The 16,263-nt window shown below is 52.9% G+C and carries 18 protein-coding genes and 2 pseudogenes; 3 read left to right on the forward strand and 17 right to left on the reverse strand.

Features of this window, described 5'->3' with window-relative positions; all coding sequences use genetic code 11:
- Positions 1-7 precede the first annotated feature (7 nt).
- The 3 genes from fliS to PG879_RS09930 are packed head-to-tail and all read left to right on the forward strand — an operon-like array spanning position 8 to position 2,840.
- On the forward strand, positions 8-430 hold the full coding sequence (gene fliS / locus PG879_RS09920; protein WP_270830090.1) for a flagellar export chaperone FliS: 423 nt from the start codon (positions 8-10) through the stop codon (positions 428-430).
- Entirely contained in the window at positions 427-753 is a 327-nt protein-coding gene (locus PG879_RS09925) for a hypothetical protein (protein ID WP_270830092.1), read from the forward strand. The genes fliS and PG879_RS09925 overlap by 4 nt, the downstream gene beginning before the upstream one ends.
- Positions 753-2,840, forward strand: coding sequence for a motility associated factor glycosyltransferase family protein (locus tag PG879_RS09930; RefSeq protein WP_270830093.1), 2,088 nt, complete (start codon positions 753-755; stop codon positions 2,838-2,840). The genes PG879_RS09925 and PG879_RS09930 overlap by 1 nt, the downstream gene beginning before the upstream one ends.
- A 32-nt stretch (positions 2,841-2,872) precedes the next feature.
- Here the strand turns inward: PG879_RS09930 and PG879_RS09935 are convergent, their stop codons facing one another.
- The 17 genes and pseudogenes from PG879_RS09935 to PG879_RS10020 form a co-directional block, all read right to left on the reverse strand.
- Positions 2,873-3,427, reverse strand: coding sequence for a GNAT family N-acetyltransferase (locus PG879_RS09935; RefSeq protein ID WP_270830095.1), 555 nt, complete (start codon positions 3,425-3,427; stop codon positions 2,873-2,875).
- 140 nt (positions 3,428-3,567) lie between these two features.
- On the reverse strand, positions 3,568-3,840 hold the full coding sequence (locus PG879_RS09940) for a class I SAM-dependent methyltransferase (RefSeq protein WP_270830097.1): 273 nt from the start codon (positions 3,838-3,840) through the stop codon (positions 3,568-3,570).
- 16 nt (positions 3,841-3,856) lie between these two features.
- On the reverse strand, positions 3,857-4,885 hold the full coding sequence (gene pseI, locus PG879_RS09945; RefSeq protein ID WP_270830114.1) for a pseudaminic acid synthase: 1,029 nt from the start codon (positions 4,883-4,885) through the stop codon (positions 3,857-3,859).
- Positions 4,886-4,966: 81 nt separating this feature from the next.
- Entirely contained in the window at positions 4,967-5,641 is a 675-nt protein-coding gene (locus PG879_RS09950; RefSeq protein ID WP_270830099.1) for a formyltransferase family protein, read from the reverse strand.
- Positions 5,642-6,319, reverse strand: coding sequence for a PIG-L deacetylase family protein (locus PG879_RS09955; protein WP_270830101.1), 678 nt, complete (start codon positions 6,317-6,319; stop codon positions 5,642-5,644). It lies immediately after the preceding gene.
- Positions 6,306-7,772 carry a GNAT family N-acetyltransferase gene (locus tag PG879_RS09960; protein ID WP_270830103.1) on the reverse strand — a complete coding sequence of 489 codons (1,467 nt, stop codon included), beginning with the start codon at positions 7,770-7,772 and terminating at the stop codon, positions 6,306-6,308. The genes PG879_RS09955 and PG879_RS09960 overlap by 14 nt, the downstream gene beginning before the upstream one ends.
- A 3-nt stretch (positions 7,773-7,775) precedes the next feature.
- On the reverse strand, positions 7,776-8,039 hold the full coding sequence (locus tag PG879_RS09965) for a hypothetical protein (RefSeq protein WP_270830104.1): 264 nt from the start codon (positions 8,037-8,039) through the stop codon (positions 7,776-7,778).
- Between the two features lie 122 nt (positions 8,040-8,161).
- Entirely contained in the window at positions 8,162-8,872 is a 711-nt protein-coding gene (pseF, locus tag PG879_RS09970; RefSeq protein ID WP_216944053.1) for a pseudaminic acid cytidylyltransferase, read from the reverse strand.
- A 57-nt stretch (positions 8,873-8,929) separates the two neighbouring features.
- On the reverse strand, positions 8,930-10,075 hold the full coding sequence (gene pseC, locus PG879_RS09975) for a UDP-4-amino-4,6-dideoxy-N-acetyl-beta-L-altrosamine transaminase (RefSeq protein WP_270830105.1): 1,146 nt from the start codon (positions 10,073-10,075) through the stop codon (positions 8,930-8,932).
- Entirely contained in the window at positions 10,072-11,076 is a 1,005-nt protein-coding gene (gene pseB / locus PG879_RS09980) for a UDP-N-acetylglucosamine 4,6-dehydratase (inverting) (RefSeq protein ID WP_266141428.1), read from the reverse strand. The genes pseC and pseB overlap by 4 nt, the downstream gene beginning before the upstream one ends.
- Before the next feature lie 101 nt (positions 11,077-11,177).
- The gene (locus tag PG879_RS09985; protein ID WP_405696145.1) at positions 11,178-12,017 is read right to left on the reverse strand and encodes a cobalamin-binding protein; all 840 of its coding nucleotides are present in this window, start codon (positions 12,015-12,017) and stop codon (positions 11,178-11,180) included.
- Positions 12,010-12,942, reverse strand: coding sequence for a cobalamin biosynthesis protein (locus tag PG879_RS09990; RefSeq protein ID WP_270830108.1), 933 nt, complete (start codon positions 12,940-12,942; stop codon positions 12,010-12,012). The genes PG879_RS09985 and PG879_RS09990 overlap by 8 nt, the downstream gene beginning before the upstream one ends.
- A gap of 26 nt (positions 12,943-12,968) precedes the next feature.
- The gene (mtnN, locus tag PG879_RS09995) at positions 12,969-13,661 is read right to left on the reverse strand and encodes a 5'-methylthioadenosine/S-adenosylhomocysteine nucleosidase (protein ID WP_010674306.1); all 693 of its coding nucleotides are present in this window, start codon (positions 13,659-13,661) and stop codon (positions 12,969-12,971) included.
- A gap of 100 nt (positions 13,662-13,761) precedes the next feature.
- Complete coding sequence (locus PG879_RS10000; protein WP_270830109.1) at positions 13,762-14,520, reverse strand: substrate-binding periplasmic protein; 759 nt, start codon at positions 14,518-14,520, stop codon at positions 13,762-13,764.
- A 142-nt stretch (positions 14,521-14,662) separates the two neighbouring features.
- Positions 14,663-14,779: pseudogene (locus PG879_RS10005) on the reverse strand (ZIP family metal transporter); the annotation flags it as partial.
- Between the two features lie 164 nt (positions 14,780-14,943).
- Positions 14,944-15,060, reverse strand: a pseudogene (locus PG879_RS10015) (ZIP family metal transporter); the annotation flags it as partial.
- A gap of 23 nt (positions 15,061-15,083) precedes the next feature.
- Entirely contained in the window at positions 15,084-16,013 is a 930-nt protein-coding gene (locus PG879_RS10020) for a ZIP family metal transporter (protein ID WP_041212823.1), read from the reverse strand.
- Positions 16,014-16,263: the final 250 nt, after the last annotated feature.

Consider the following 16,263-nt stretch of genomic DNA (forward strand, 5'->3'; position numbering starts at 1 on the left):
TCATCTTATGTACCACCGTAATCTGAAGGCATATAAGGCAACCAGCATAGCGGCTGATTTGGCGGTTGCCGATCCGCACCGTGTCATTCAACTGATGATGCAGGGATTTCTCGAGCGCCTGGCACAGGCCAAAGGGGCCATCGAACGGCAAGACATGGAGGCAAAGTCCATCGCCGTCTCCAAGGCGCAAGGCTTGTTGCATGGGCTGCAAGATGCACTCGATATGAGCCAGGGCGCCATCTCCGAAGACTTGCACGGCCTTTATGCCTATATGGATGAGCGGATCTGGGATGCCAGCCTGACACGAGATGTTGCTCCCCTCGATGAGGTCATGAACCTGATGGTGACGATCAAATCCGCCTGGGATCAGCTGCCCGAGGCAGAAAAACAGCAAGGTTTTCAGATGCGCCAGCAGCTGGGTGAGCTGTGAGCACCGCGCTAGCCGCCCTCGAAGCGGCGCTGCAGGACAATGTCAGCCTGATGGAAACGCTGCTGGAACAAAAAGAATATGACGAGGCCCTGCAGTGCATGGATGAGCGGCTGGCTCTGATAGACAGTCTGGTACAGCTGGCCAGGGTGGAGCCGATGCAGCGACAGCCTGCCGCCACCCTGGCGGCCGCACACGCTATTGAGGACGCACGTCTGCAAGCCCTGGCTGCCAGTCATCACCAGATCGTATTCAAACAGCTAGCTCAAGTCGGTAAAGCCAACAAGGCTGGGCAAGCGTATCGCGTGAACAGCAAGGAGTTCTGATGTCAGTCAATTTGAATGCTACCCTGGCAAAAGCCGAACAGGAGGCACTGCGACTACAGCAGCAAGCCGAACAGGAAGCGGCCATGGCAGTCGCACTGCCGTTGCGTTTTGCACAGAATATGGCGGCATTTCGTCGATATATTCCCCATATCGCCGACATGTATGAGGCATATCAACCGGCCCGCCCGTTCAAATTATTCTGCACTGAAAATGGTCAACCCAATCTGGCGTGGCTCGATGATGATGTTGCCGTTTACGGGGCCGAGCCCTACCTCATATGCGAGACCCTGGTGACCGAGTTCATGGAGAAGGGGACTTTGTCCAAGTTCTCCTTTAGTCAAGAGGCCAATCCCCTGGGCTTTATGCATGTCGAGTACCTCAACAAGCTGAATACCTATCTTGACGACATTTCTGCGAAGGAAACCTTGCTTGGTCATGTGCCCAGCGAGGTGCCCAGTGCCCTGGTATTCGGCGTCGGTCTCGGGTACCACCTTGGTTATCTCTATGAAAGGTGCAAGATTGGCACCCTCTTCTTGTTTGAGCCGGATCTGGATCTCTTTTACGCCTCTCTGTACTGCTTTGACTGGGCACCCTTGCTCGATTACCTGCATCAGGAGAATCTGGGACTGCAGATCTTGTTGGGACAGGATGAAGAGACCATCGTCAAGGACTTCGCCTCGGCCATTCACAGCCGCGGTTCCTTCTTAGTCGCCAATGCTTTTGTTATGTGGGGTTATCAGAACGAAAAGATAAGAAAGCTGATAGAAAAAGTACAACAGGAATATTATTTGTTGGTAATGGGATGGGGTTTTTTTGATGACAATATAATTTCCTTATCTCACACAGTAACTAATATTGAGCGCTCTGTACCATTTATACAGAAGGGAAAGAAGTTATCAAACAGATTTAAGCACACTCCAGTATTCATTATTGGGAATGGCCCTTCTTTAGATGAATCATTAGATATAATTAAAGAAAATAAGGATGGAGCTATTCTTGTTGCTTGTGGTAGTGCCATTTCCGCACTACACAAAGTGGGGATTAAACCAGACATTTACGTTGCGATTGAACGAACGAAAATCGTCTATGATTTTCTAGTTAATTTAAACGATCCTGATTATCTCCAAGATATTCTTTTTTTGAGTGCAGATGTAATTCATCCTGATTGCGCTACTTTGTTTAATATGTCTGCGCTTTTATTTAAGCCAAGCGAGCCGGGAGTGAGACTATACCATAATTACTTTCCCCATGTGGGTTCTTACGTATCCCTTGGTGGAATAAATCCCTTGGTGGGGAATATCGGTATTGCTGCTCCTATCCATCTTGGTTTTAAAACGCTGTATCTGTTCGGTTTGGATAATGGCTATAAGCACAAGGGTCACCATCATTCTAAATTCAGCTCGTACTATAACAATGAGGAAAGTGCCCGCGCTCTGGGGGATATGATGTATGGCGATAGCTTATGGCAACGTGAAGGGAATTTTGGTGAAACTATAATAAGTAATGCTATGTTTGATACCTCAAGATGGGTGATCGAGCAGGTGCTGGCTGCCAATGAAGACGTAAGTTGTTTTAATTGCAGCGATGGAGCCAAGATAGAGAGGGCGAAGGCCTTTCCAAGTGCAGATATAAGTCTCTCTATACCGATTGATAAGTCTGCTCTGCTTGGGGAAATTGGCACCTTTTGTGCACCTATCCCCTTGTCAAAGAAAAATTTCGAGCCATTGCTGGATATCGAGTTCTTCAATATTTTCATTGACAAGATGGTGACCGAATGGCAACAGGAATTTACGTCTCGTAATGAGATCAATCAGTTGATGTTGCGCAATTTTGGCTATCTTTCTCAAATCGCCGCTACCCGACAGCAGCATATTGCACAAGTTATGATTGGTTCGATGAACTATGTGTTTACCCTGCTGAGCTCCATTCTCTATTCTTTTGAAGATGAAGAAAAAACATTAGTGCTGATGCAGCCAGCCATTGGCCTCTGGCTTGAGTTTTTGGCGAAGGCAAAGGAGATGTATCCACAAGCGCTTGATAGTGTGGATATGATTGATAATGAAGTAATGAACTTATTTAGGACATGACAATGAAACGCCGACATTGAGTCGGCGTTTCATCATTGTTTTTGAACTTTTAATTTTCCTAGCAAAACCACATCTGACCAACCTGATGGCGTCAGGACGTGTTCTTTTCTTTGCCCCTCAATAATAAAACCATTGTTTATGAAGGCGTTGATGGACGCTAGGTTGTCGGCATATGCACCGGCAGTTAACTTATGAATGTTCAGGGTGTCAAAACAGTAGTCAGCAACGATTCCAATGGCCGTGGTTGCAATTCCCTTCCCCCAGAAATGTTCATCACCAATGATGATTCCTATCTCTGCTCTGTGATGGTGTTTATCTATTCCTGAGACCTTTATATTTCCAATGTGTGTTCCTGTATCATCATCAATGATAGCCAGCATTAGTTCTGATTTGTTCTTTTCATGATAATAATTTAAAAGGGATTGCATGTCCCATTCAGTAAATCGAGACTCAAGATACTGATTTGTCTCTTTGTCATTCAACCAGTTACAATATTGAAGGGTGATGTCTGAACTCGTTAAGTTCCTTATTGTAATGCTAAGGTTGTTATTGGTTTCCCTCTGTAATAAAACATGACCTGCTTTCATATTAAGATCCTTTTGTTGAAGGTTAGAAACGTAATATTATCTGAGCCAGTTACACATAAATAAAATATCGTTTTGGATATGTACTTTAGATTCTATTTCAATGAGTTCAGCCCTCAACAGGAAGAAAATTAATTGTTAGTTTAAATAGAGCGAAAGTTACCATATTCAACGTCTTGTATGGCGCTGGCCGAGGGGTCCACCCCATAGCATCGGGCACCGTAGTGCTCGGCCAGCTGCGCTAGCCGCCAGCCATTGGCGCACCCTATCTCCAGAATCCTGGCAGGTTTGCAGCCCAGATACGCCAGCGCCTTGAAGATAGGGTCGTTGTCCAGTGTCTTGCCGAGAATGGCGCTCTTGTTGCGCTCATACCATTCATTCCCTTCCCGGGCCATGAAGACATTTTTCTGATCCATGGGATGTTCCTTGCAGTCAGACAATCAATGACCATGCCAGCGGCGTGCCGGCCTGAATATCCTGGCTGGCATGGCGACCCAGCAGGGATGGAAGATGAACCGGGGGCAACCCATCGGCAGGGCGGATGGAGCGGACATTGCGTGACGTGAATGCATCCCCGGCTTTCATGTCCTCACAGACGAAGAGAGAACGAGCAAATTTCCGGTTTCGCAGTGTCTTGTCGTTGAGGTGATAGCTGACATTCCCCAGTGCAGCCTCGACTTGCCGTACTCCCTCGACCATATGAGCGAATTCATCCGGTGTCATGGAGAAGGAGGCATCCGGCCCACCCAGGGCTCGGTCCAGAATGAAGTGTTTCTCTATCACACGAGCCCCCAGGGCGGTGGCAGCCATGGCAACGGCCTCTCCCAGGGTATGATCCGACAAGCCCACTTCGACTCCGAAAGTCTGCTTCATATTGGGCATGGTGAGCAGGTTGGCCTCGTCCACCGGCGCTGGATAGGAAGAAGTGCACTTGAGCAATGTGATGTCATGATTGCCCACGCGGCGGCATGCCTGCACGGCAGCATCAATATCGGCCAGGGTCGCGATACCGGTCGAGATAATCATCGGCTTTCCCTTGCTGGCGGTGTACTCGATCAGAGGAATGTCGGTGATTTCAAACGAGGCGATCTTGTAGAGAGGGACGTCGAGCGTCTCCAGAAAATCGACGGCACTGGTGTCGAAGGGAGTAGAGAAGAAGACGAGCCCCTCTTTGCGGGCCTCGGCCTGGATGGCGGCATGCCACTCCCAGGGGGTATAGGCCTCCTGATAGAGTTTGTGGAGCGTGGTGCCATCCCAGATGGTGCCCTGATTGATCTGGAAATATTCATTGCCGCAATCAAGGGTCATAGTATCAGCTGTGTAGGTCTGGATCTTGATGGCATCGGCGCCACACGCCTTGGCTGAGCGTACTGTCGCTAGGGCCGTCTCCAGAGAATGACCGTGATTGGCAGAGAGCTCGGCAATGATAAAGCATCGAGCCGGATGAATTCTTTGGGCCATGAATGTCTCTATTTCTGTTATTTGAACGTGATTAAGACGAAAGTTATTCATAACTAATATTTGAATTGATTGTTAAATATGTCATCTTATTTTGTGTATCTTGACATGAGCATCAATTTCGCCAGAAAGTCTCATGGATGGATGTGTGAAAGTTAATTTATAATCTCCTATTTCTATATAGGCAGGAGGATAGTTATCCACATCTAAAATTCTTATTTTATCAAATACATTATCAATGCTATGATACATGTCAAGTTTGCTGTCATCACTTTGTCTACGTGTGAAAATCGTAACCTCGCCTTCTTGTTCTGTAGGAGATGGAAGAGCAATCAATAAGCTCTTCATCATAGATATTGTTGTTTGGTATATTCTTCTAAAAATCTCTTCTCCGCCCCCAATAAGCGATACATCTTGACGTAGATATATTGGCCCAGCATCTAGTTGATTCGTCATTTTAAGTGCAACAACCTGAGTGTCTGTATGCCCATTTAAAACCATGTTTTGAATTGGGCTCCCCCCTCTCCCATAGGGTAGTGGTGTACTATGGAAGCAAATACAGGTGGTTTTATTTATTATTTCACTAGGTACAACCCATGACCAGTGTGGAAAGAAAACTATATCCACATTGCTTTCTAGTAATGAACGCAAATCATCTTGACATTTATATATACCACTTGCTTCACTAATTAATTCTGGTGATTGGGCTTTCATTTGATGCCAGAAGTGATCACTTTTACAAGCAATGGCAAATTTCATTTAAAATCCTCTCGACTTAATTATTTCAAAGGCTTCAGAATAATTGAATCCGGCTTGAGAACCTCTAACTCTATTAATGCATTCAATCGATGAGATAGATCTTGGGTGAGGTGTGTCTCTCAACTCCATCCAATAGCATGCTAGGGCTTCTTTTTTTATTTCTATGAACTCATCAATATTAATAAATAAGTTAGGGGTAAAGGATTGCATTCCCCATTCAGTTGATGATGCTACTTCATAAGCCCTAATTTCCTGCCAGGTCTCTTTTGGTTGGGGTCTAAAAGCGATCAATGTTGCTTCATGAACCTTTCTATGGTCGACGTTAAGGTCTGCATAGGAGTGAGTATAAATAATATCCGGAGAATACTTTCTCTTCACTGCTTCTATATTTTTTGCCAAATCCAGTACTGGTATTGTATCTAGCATGTTATCTGGATACTCGCCTCTGCTAATCCAAGAGAAACCAAGTAATTCAGCTGCCATTTCAGATGCCTTTACTCTGTCTTTTGAGGTGGTGCGATCCGCATGGGCCTCTCTTGAGCTGACACCATCAGTAAATGATAGTGCGTATACCGAATCACCCTGGCTGATATGCTTTGCAATAGTACCACCACAGCCAATTGTTTCGTCATCAGGATGTGCGGAAATAACTAAGATAGATTTTTTAGTATTTTTCATTTTGTTGATAACTCTCTTTGCAAAGTGTCATTTTTACAATGTCATTTTCCGAACATACCTGAATAAAGCCATGCTTTCTGTATAAATCCAAAGCACTTTTATTGTTGTTTTTAACACATAGATTGAGTTTATTTAGATGTGCAATGTCAAAAGCCACGTGCTTTGCTGCAAGTAAAATTTTATTGCCAAAACCAGACCAGTTGTGGCTCGGGTGTCTATATATGTCTAACCAAGCCTCTTTATATACCCAGTCTATTTTATGTAAAGATGTAGAACCAATAATTACATCGCCATAAAATACTGCATAGTTTATATTTAAAGGATTATTAATCTGGGTGCTGATAAATCTAAAATGTGAGGATATTGAAATACGTTTGGTGTTCATCATCTGGCAGCGTACTTTAATTCTATTCCTTATAGACAAAATCTTTATCTTTTCAGCCTTGCTCAGCATTGTGAAGGGAACTAATTTTAGACAACCGTAAGCTATAACATCTGATATTTTTGAGTAATAAAAAAGCAAATTTGCAAATCTACTTGCACCATCGGAGACACCATAATTCTTCATTTTATAAACATACTTACTCCTTTCATCATAACTATCTAATAATGAAAGGTAGAATGATATTTTTTCTTTTAAGTTATCATGACTCCATTCCTCAATCACTGGAAATAGATCTTTAGATGAAACTTGCTTTAATTGAATCGATTGATTCTCAGCTGTCTTTATGATGATTGAGGGTAGTAAGCATGCGATCAGCTCAAAAATTGTCTGACCTGCAGCGCAAATAGATATGTCATTTTTACGCATTAAATCGGCTACTTGATTAGCACTAAGGTTACTGTAATAGGTGCAATTATTCGCATTGTCTAATGCAATATTTGTTATGACATGTAACCTTGCAGAGGGATATACTTTCCTTACAATACTAATAACGAGGGAGGTAATGTTTCTAATATCTGTTCCTCCCATCATAATGAGAATGTTTTTAATAGTGCCTACTACTGCTTTTTCTTTTATTGTTTTGATAAATGCTGGTCTAATAGACTGCCAAGTAGGCCCTGTCAACCAGCAACATGAACTTTTTGTGATTTGAGTTGAAGTTGATGCTGGATGTACAACAATTCCCTTGGGATAGGGTAAGCGAAAGGTATCATCAAGGTATGATATTATATTAAATAACGAAGATAAATATTCAAGCTGTTCTAAGGATACTGTATAGCTATCGACAATAGCAATGTTTTTATTTGAGGGAACAATTATATTCCCATGCTGCCATTTTTTCCATATGACATTACTTTGATTCATGAATCGTTTGGCCGTTGAATCTCCATCAATAACCCACTGAACAATGCCTCCTAAATTTTGCCATGCAGCCGCATACGAAGAGCACCTACTTAGATGCCCTAAACCTCTCAATTGATCTCCTTCAGTAAAAATCCAAAGTTTCATCACTCAACGCACCTTGAACACCGGCTGGATAGGTTCGCCATCCAGGGCCTGATGAATGGCCTTGTCCGCATCCAGCCGGATAAGCGCCGGCAGGATATCGGCATAGACGGCCAGCAGGGTTTGGACGTCCTCTTCGCTGTGGGCAAGGTTCAGGTTGTGGCTGCCGAGGCTGAGGATGCCCCGCTTGCACAGCTCCTGGATGAAATAGCTCTTGAGCAGCCAGCTTGGGGCATTCAACTGTTGGGACAAGGTATCGAGTCGACGCATTTTCTTGCTCACGGCATTGACTGCGAAATAGTTGAGATGACTCAATAGGCAGCTGGCATTTCCTCTACTGTAAATGTTCAAGGACAGGGCATTTTCTGATGTCGTAGAGAAAATGTGGGCACTCATGATGTGACTTCCTCCTGCTTGAGCAATTGCCACAGTAATTCGGCCCTGCGCCAATCCTCGAGGGTGTCTATGTCTTGAACCCGGTGCCTTGGCAGCATCAGGGGGCTGGCATTGGCACTGAACAGCCGCTGCTCGGTTAACCAAGCTGTGGGCTTACCCCAATAAAATTGCCCCGCATCGTGTAAGACCTCGGGTAAGTCCTGGGAGCGGGTGGGAAAGTGTTCGGGAAAAAGCATTTCGACACCATCACCAGATCGAATAAATCCTCTGTAAGGAGAGTAATCAAAAGTAGTGGCACTAAAAACAAAATGCTGATGGCTCTCTTCTAGTATATTTTGGCCAGTACGTAGGTCATCCGCACGGACGAAAGGCGCCGTTGCATATAGACAGCACACTGAACCGAGTTGCCATCCTTGTGAGATGGCCCAGTTGATGGCGTGTGCGATCACTTCTTGGGTTCCCGCATGGTCATCGGCTAAATCAGGAGGGCGGATAAATGGCACGCTTGCACCGTACTGAAGAGCAACTTCTGCGATTAGTTCATCATCGGTTGAGACGATGATTTGATCAAAACAGCCCGCGTCCTGTGCAGCTCTAATTGAATGCACAATCATAGGAACACCAGCAAAAGGACGAATATTCTTACCCGGAATGCGTTTGCTTCCTCCCCGCGCAGGGATGATGGCCAGGGTCTGTGCTGTGGTCATAGGAGTTTCCATGTCATAGAGGTCGGGCTGCCAAGAGTGATACACAGTATTTTCTGACTAACGGGCCAAGCGCTGTATAGCTTGGATCACGTGGCTCTGCTCTTCATCACTCAAAGTGAAATAGAGAGGCAAAGAGAGACAATGCTGATAATAACGCTCTGCGACCGGACATGACCCTGTTTTGTCTCCATATTGTTCACGATACCAAGGATGATGATAAACAGGAATATAGTGAACCTGGGTGCCAATGCCCTCAGCCATCAATGAAGCCATGACTTCGCTGCGGTTCTTACCAATAGCTGCATAATCGATTTCTACCACATAGAGATGGAAACAAGAGGAGAGCCCCTCCATTTCCTGGGGAGTCTTAAGCCAGGAAAGTTCTGCCAGTACCTGGTTATATTGCGCTACCAGGGTACGGCGGCGCGCCTTGAACAGATCTAGGCGTTGCAACTGGCTTAAGCCCAGGGCCGCCTGCATGTCAGTCATGCGGTAATGCCAGCCTAGGGTCTGCATCTCGTGATACCAGGGCCCCGGTTGTTGGCTGACTAGAGCAGGATCTTTGGTAATGCCATGGCTGCGTAGCAGCAACATGCGCTGATACAAGGTAGGGTCATTCGTCATCACTGCACCCCCTTCACCACAAGTAAGAGTTTTTACAGGGTGAAATGAGAAGATGGTGGCATCCGAATAGCGACAACTGCCAACCGGACTACCATCGGCGTAGCAGGAGCCAATCGCATGGGCCGCATCCTCGATGATTTTTAGACCATGTTGTTTGGCGATGAGGGAAAGAGCCGGCATGTCCGCAGGTTGACCTGCAAAATGAACAGGGCTGAGTAACCGAGTGGCTGAAGTTATACGGGCCGATACTGAGCTGGGGGATAGGTTATAGCTGATGGGGTCTATATCGGCGAATACAGGCTTGATACCACAGTAAGCCATGCTATTGGCCGTAGCGGCAAAGGTATTGGGTGTAGTTATGCCTTCACTACCCTCGGGCAATTCCATTGCTGCGACCGCCAGATGCAAGGCCGCTGTACCGCTTGCGACCACCAGACAATACCTGGCCCCTGTGTAGGCACAGAGTGCCTGTTCGAATTCGGCGACTTTCGGGCCTTGAGTCAAGAAGTCGGAGCTTAGTACTGCATTGACTGCGGCAATATCTGCCGTCGAAATGTCCTGTTTGCCATAGGGGATCATTCCGCCAATACCTCCTTGTTGAGCTGCTGCAACTCACTCTGGGACATGAAGACGGGATTATTGAGAGAGTTGTATTCAAATCCTATAGGCACGCTGCAACCTTGTTCTCCTATGGCATTGACAGAGAAGTCATCGCTACGGTGATTGAAGGTAATGCTGGGGGCGATGACGTAATAGTCCTTGAACTCATAGGTATGGTAGGAGTCGTCAGCCGGGCACATCACCTCGTGCAGCTTCTCCCCTGGGCGGATGCCGATAACTTCCTGGGGCAGCTCGGGGGCCATGGCGCTGGCGAGATCCGTGATGCGCACGGACGGGATCTTGGGAACGAACACTTCCCCCCCCTTCATGCGGGCGAAGTTTGTCAGCACGAACTCCACCCCTTGCTGCAGGGTGAGCCAGAAGCGGGTCATCTCGCCATGGGTGATGGGCAGACTGCTGGCCCCTTCCTTGATCAGTTGATCGAAGAAGGGCACCACGGAGCCGCGCGACCCCACCACGTTGCCGTAGCGCACCACGGAGAAGATGGTCGGGTGCTTGCCCGCCATATTATTGGCGGCCACGAACAGCTTGTCGGAGCAGAGCTTGGTGGCGCCATAGAGGTTGACCGGGTTGGCGGCCTTGTCGGTGGAGAGGGCGATCACCTTCTCGACCCCGTTGTTGAGGGCCGCCTTGATGACGTTTTCGGCGCCCCCGACGTTGGTCTTGATGCACTCCATGGGGTTGTATTCGGCGGCAGGCACCTGCTTGAGGGCGGCGGCATGCACCACGAAGTCCACGCCGTGCATGGCCATGTCCAGGCGTTCGGCATCCCGTACGTCACCGATGAAATAGCGCATGCAGGGGTGATTGAAACGCTGCTGCATCTCGAACTGCTTGAGTTCATCACGGGAGTAGACGATCAACCGGCTCGGCGTGTAGAGGGAGAGGACAGCCTCGATGAACTTCTTGCCAAAGGAGCCGGTTCCCCCGGTGATCAGGATCGTTTTGCCGTTGAACATGTCATGGTCCCGTTATGAAGTGAGTGTCTGTTAGATTCAAAAGCATATTTTATGCCATAACCAGCGATATGGGAGACAGCATCGCCGTGACGCAGGCGCCATCAAGGAGTTTGCGCGCTAGTCCCGGCGATCGCCTCGCATATCTGCTCCACCGCGTTGAGGGCGCGGGGGGTGAAACGGTGCAGTTCATCGGCGTTGATGAGGGCGAGCCGTTGGTGTTTGACGGCGTCCAGCATGGGCCACTGCCGCCAGTGATCCAGCACGGAAGGATCCCGGCCGCCAGCCAGGATAAGCCCGGGATTGCCCTTGATCACCTGCTCCAGCCCGACCTGGGGGTAGGCTGCTCCCGTCTTCGCCATGATGTTGCGTCCGCCGCAGAGGGTGATGGCCTGCCCCGGCCAGGTCGAATTATTGACGCTGGTGAGCGGCGGGTACCAGAGCTGATAGAAGACAGACAGGGGCTTGGGCTCGCCGTAGCGCGCCGCCAGGGCGTCGAGCCGGGTCAGATAGGCGCGGGCTTGCTCGTCGGCTCTGGGCGTGAGCCCGAGCAGGTGCCCCAGGCTGCGCATCTCGGTGGCCAGGGAGGCAAAGTCGGTGGGCTCCGAGTAGAAGACGGGGATGCCGAGGCGCTCGACCGGGCCCAGCATGCGGGCCTGGGCGGAGCGCCAGGCCACTACCAGATCCGGCTTCTGGGCCAGCAGCGCCTCGAGGTTGATGCTGCGATAGTTGGCCACCCGGGGGAGGTTGGCCACCTCGGCGGGGTAATCGGAGGCATCGTCGGTGGCGACCACGCGATCCCCGGCGCCGATATCGAACAGCAGTTCCGTCAGATGGGGAGTGAGGCTCACGATGCGCTGCGGCGGGGTGGCCATGGCGCACAGTGAGGTGCCCAGCAGGCAGACAAACAGGCCCAGGGCACGAAGGGAAACGCGATCAGCCATGATTGAGCGCCATCCATGTCAGGAGCAGCGAGAGCCCGAGCCAGCCCCAGCCGGTCAGTTGCAGACGCTGCAGCAGGCGCAGGGGCAGGTTGGCATCGGGTTCGCTCCCCTCATCAAATACCGGAAAGCGCACCAGCTGGCTCTGATAGTAGCGGGGGCCGCCGAGTCGGCTGCCCGTCGCCCGGGCCAGCAGCGCGAGCAGGACCCCCATGGCGGGATGAGGCCAATGCAGCGCAGGGCGCATTCTGTTGCCCAGCCCGCGCACCTGGGTCAGGCACAGGGGGAGCGCCAGCAGCAGGATGGCGGGGGCGCAGAAACCCTGATAGAGCGCCGCAGCCGGGCGGCCGAAGTGGACGAACGCGCTTTGCTTGAGGTTCCACGCCAGATGGGTCAACTGGGCGAGCCGCACCAGCAGGGCACCTTGTACCCCGGCCAGGGCGAAGCCCAGCAGGGGGGCGGCCCACTGACCGACGAGGCGCAGTACGCAGGTCTCGCTCACCGCCTTGTTCAACCCCATCACCGAGAGCTTGCCGGTTTCCCGCTTGAGCCAGGGGGCGACCTGCAGCCTCGCCACGACCAGCGTCTCCTGGGTCGCCAGGGCGCGGCTCCCCTGGGCGAGTTCCCGCAAGGGGCGGGATTCGAGCATCAGCAGCAGGAACAGGAGGTCGAACAGGGGCTCGGACAGGGAGAGATTGCGCACCGCCCAGAGACCGGCAGCGCAGGGCACCCAGACCACCAGCAGGGCAAGGAGCCCGGCCTGGCTCTGCTGGCGTGGCGTGCCGTCGGGGCGATAGACCTTCTGGCCGAGGCGGGTGAGCAGAGGCACGGCTGCGCCGGGTCGAAAGCGTGCGGGCCAGGGCAGCAGGGCCTCCAGCAGGGCGGCCCCCACCATGATGCCCGCCGTCGTGGAGGCGAGGGCGGTCATCAGGGCATCCCAGGAGGGGGCGTCGATCACAGCTTGCCGAGCAGCGCGATGATCACTTCGGCGGAGTGTTGACCCGCCACCTCGATGAAGGCATCGAAGGATTCCACCTGCTCCTTGCCGGCGATGTCCGACATGGCCCGTACCACCAGATAGGGCACCTTGAACATGTGGCACACCTGGCCGATGGCGGCCCCTTCCATCTCCACCGCCAGCATCTGCGGGAAGTCGGCACGGGCTTTCGCGATGGCGTCCGGTTTGCACATGAACTGATCACCGGTGCAGATGAGCCCGACCTTGGTCTGGTGCTTGCCTTGCTCGGCAATGCAGGCTTGTGCCAGGGCGATGAGTTTTTCGTCGCAGGGGAAGGCGGCGGGCTGCTGGGCCATCTGGCCCATTTCGTAACCGAAGGCGGTCACGTCCACGTCGTGGAAGCGCATCTCGCTCGCGATGACCACGTCACCGATGTGCAGATCCTGGGCGAAGCCGCCGGCGGAACCGGTGTTGATGACGCAATCGGGAGCGAACTTCTCCAGCAGCAGGCTGGTGGCGACGCTGGCGGCGACCTTGCCGATGCCGGAGCGGGTCAGGATCACCTCTTTACCGGCCAGCTTGCCCTGATAGAACTCGCAGCCGCCCAGTTGCAGGGTGGTGGGCTCGCTCAGCTGGCTGCGCAGGAGGGCTACTTCCTGCTCCATGGCGCCGATAATACCTACTTTCATCATCTACCTCGTCTCGATGGCCGCTGGGCCGAAAAAGTTGGCGTGGATGATAGCAAAACTTGGCGGTGGCGCCGAGCATTGCGATGGCGCGGATGGGGGGTCAGGGGTAGCGTCTGGCCAGGGCGGCCAGTTCACCACTGTCTGCGAGCCGTTGCAGGGTGTTGGCGAACAGGGTCAGGCGCTCGGGGGCACTGTGGCGATGGAACAGGATGTAGAAGGGAGTCTCTTCCATCACGGTGGGGAGGATGCGGATCTTGTCGGCCAGCCCCTGTTCGCGCAAGTCGGACTCAAACCCCGGGGAGCGGTAGTAGACGAAACGGCCGCGCTTCATCAACAACTTCTCGTAGTTGGCTTGGTTGCTGATCCCGCCGCTGTCGATGATGAGGCCGCCGATGTCCTGGAGCCGGGCGATGGCGCCGCTGCCATGGTTGATGAGGATGATGCCCGCCTGGCCGAGGGCCCTGACATCCTGCCAGCTGCGTATCTCGACGGGATCGTCACGGCGCACCGCCAGGTGGTAGCGCACCGTGAAGATGGCGGGGGTCAGGACGATGAAGTGATCCCGCCTGGCCGGGCTCTCCCCCACGCCGCAGATGAAGTCCAGCTGGCCGTGCTGCACCTTCTTTTCCAGCCGTCGCAGCGGCAGGAAGCGCTGATCTCCCTCAATGCGAAGGGCTGGCTCCCTTGCTTCCATGAGCCGGAAGAGATCGACGCAGATCCCGCCGACATGCCCGTCGGGGAGCGTCACGTACTTGGGGGACGACGCCTGCTGCGCGGCCGTATAAAAGACCTCGGTGGCGCCAATAGCCCTGGCGGTGAGGACAAGCAGACACAGCAGCAGGATTATCCTGAGGGTCATCCGGGCAGGCTTCCGATGGGATTCAGGCGCCGTACATCAACCAGTCAAAGGGCGCCGGGGGCTCAACATTAGGCGATTTCCCCCTCTTATTTCAAGGGGTTCGCGCTGTCGTCACCGGGCGTACGGGGCTTGAGGGGGGTGATCAGCCGAGCGCGGTGTCGAGGGTCATCATCAGGGCGAAGCCCGCCATGAGACCCAGGGTGGCGTGGGTCTGGTGGCCGTTGCGATGGGTTTCCGGGATCACCTCGTGGGAGACCACGGGTTGCATGGGGCATCGGCGTTTCATCCCAGGGCTGTATCCAGTGTCATCATCAGAGCGAAGCCCTGCCATCAGGCCCAGGGTGGCGTGGGTCTGGTGGCCGTTGCGATGGGTTTCCGGGATCACTTCGTGGGAGACCACGGGTTGCATGGGGCATCGGCGTTTCATCCCAGGGCTGTATCCAGCGTCATCATCAGGGCGAAGCCTGCCATCAGGCCCAGGGTGGCGTGGGTCTGGTGGCCGTTACGATGGGTTTCCGGGATCACTTCATGGGAGACCACGGGTTGCATGGGGCGTCGGCGTCTCACCCCAGGGCTGTATCCAGTGTCATCATCAGGGCGAAGCCTGCCATCAGGCCCAGGGTGGCGTGGGTCTGGTGGCCGTTGCGATGGGTTTCCGGGATCACCTCGTGGGAGACAACAAACAGCATGGCACCAGCCGCGAGCCCGAGGCCGATGGGGTAGGCGATGGCCATGCCGCTGGCGAGCCCGACCCCGAGCAGGGCGCCGAGCGGTTCCAGCAGGCCGCTGCCGATGGCGACCAGCACGGCCACCGGCGGGCGAAAACCGGCTGCGCACATGGCCAGCGCTACAGCCAGTCCTTCGGGAATGTCCTGCAGGGCAATGGCGGTCGTGAGGGGCAGTCCCACCGTCATGTCCCCCTGGGAGAAGCTGACCCCGATGGCCATGCCTTCGGGCAGGTTGTGCAGGGCGATGGCGAAGACGAACAGCCAGACCCGTGAGCAGCTCTCATGGCCGGGACCACAGGGGCCGGTCTTGTCGTGTTCGTGAGGGGTGAATTGATCCAGTCCCAGCATCAGCAGCACCCCGAGGGTCATACCGGCCACCACCACGGCGGCGGCGAGGAAGCCGTCACCCGTGATCCCCTCGGCGGCCTCGAGCCCCGGCAGCAGCAGGGAGAAGGCGCTCGCCGCCAGCATCATGCCGGCGGCGAACCCCAGCATGGCATCTTCCACCCGTTGGGGGACGGCACGCAGGAACAGGGCAGGCAGGGCGCCCAGCGCCGTGGCGGCAAAACCCGCAGCGCCGCCAATGAGGCCATAGCGTACCCCGGCCGTGATCTCTCCTGCTGCCAGCATGACGAGACTCTGCACCAGGAGCAGCAGCACGGCGACCAGGGCGAGCAGCAGCCCCAGGGCGATGAGGGGGCGATCTGCTATCTGCTCGCGCAGTTGGACAGACCAGGAAGGGGAGAGGGTCGATACGTTGTCCATGGGGCCTCTGAAGACAGGAATGGGGAGAGACGAACGGCCATTACATAACCTGGCCCCTGCTTTGTCCATGACGGCGGACCGATTGTGGCAATCGGCTCAAGTTTTGCGTCGAGCTGGTCGCTCCTGTGCTGGCAGCCTCGTGGCGGGCACAAGGCCCGGCGTGGGGCGAGCGGGAAGCAAGGGATCCCCTCTCTTTGCTCCCATCGTCATTTCCCGTCAGGAGTCTCGGGTCACCGCTTACACGGATGTG

The sequence above is a fragment of the Aeromonas sp. QDB63 genome (assembly GCF_027707425.1).
Lineage (GTDB): Bacteria > Pseudomonadota > Gammaproteobacteria > Enterobacterales > Aeromonadaceae > Aeromonas > Aeromonas caviae.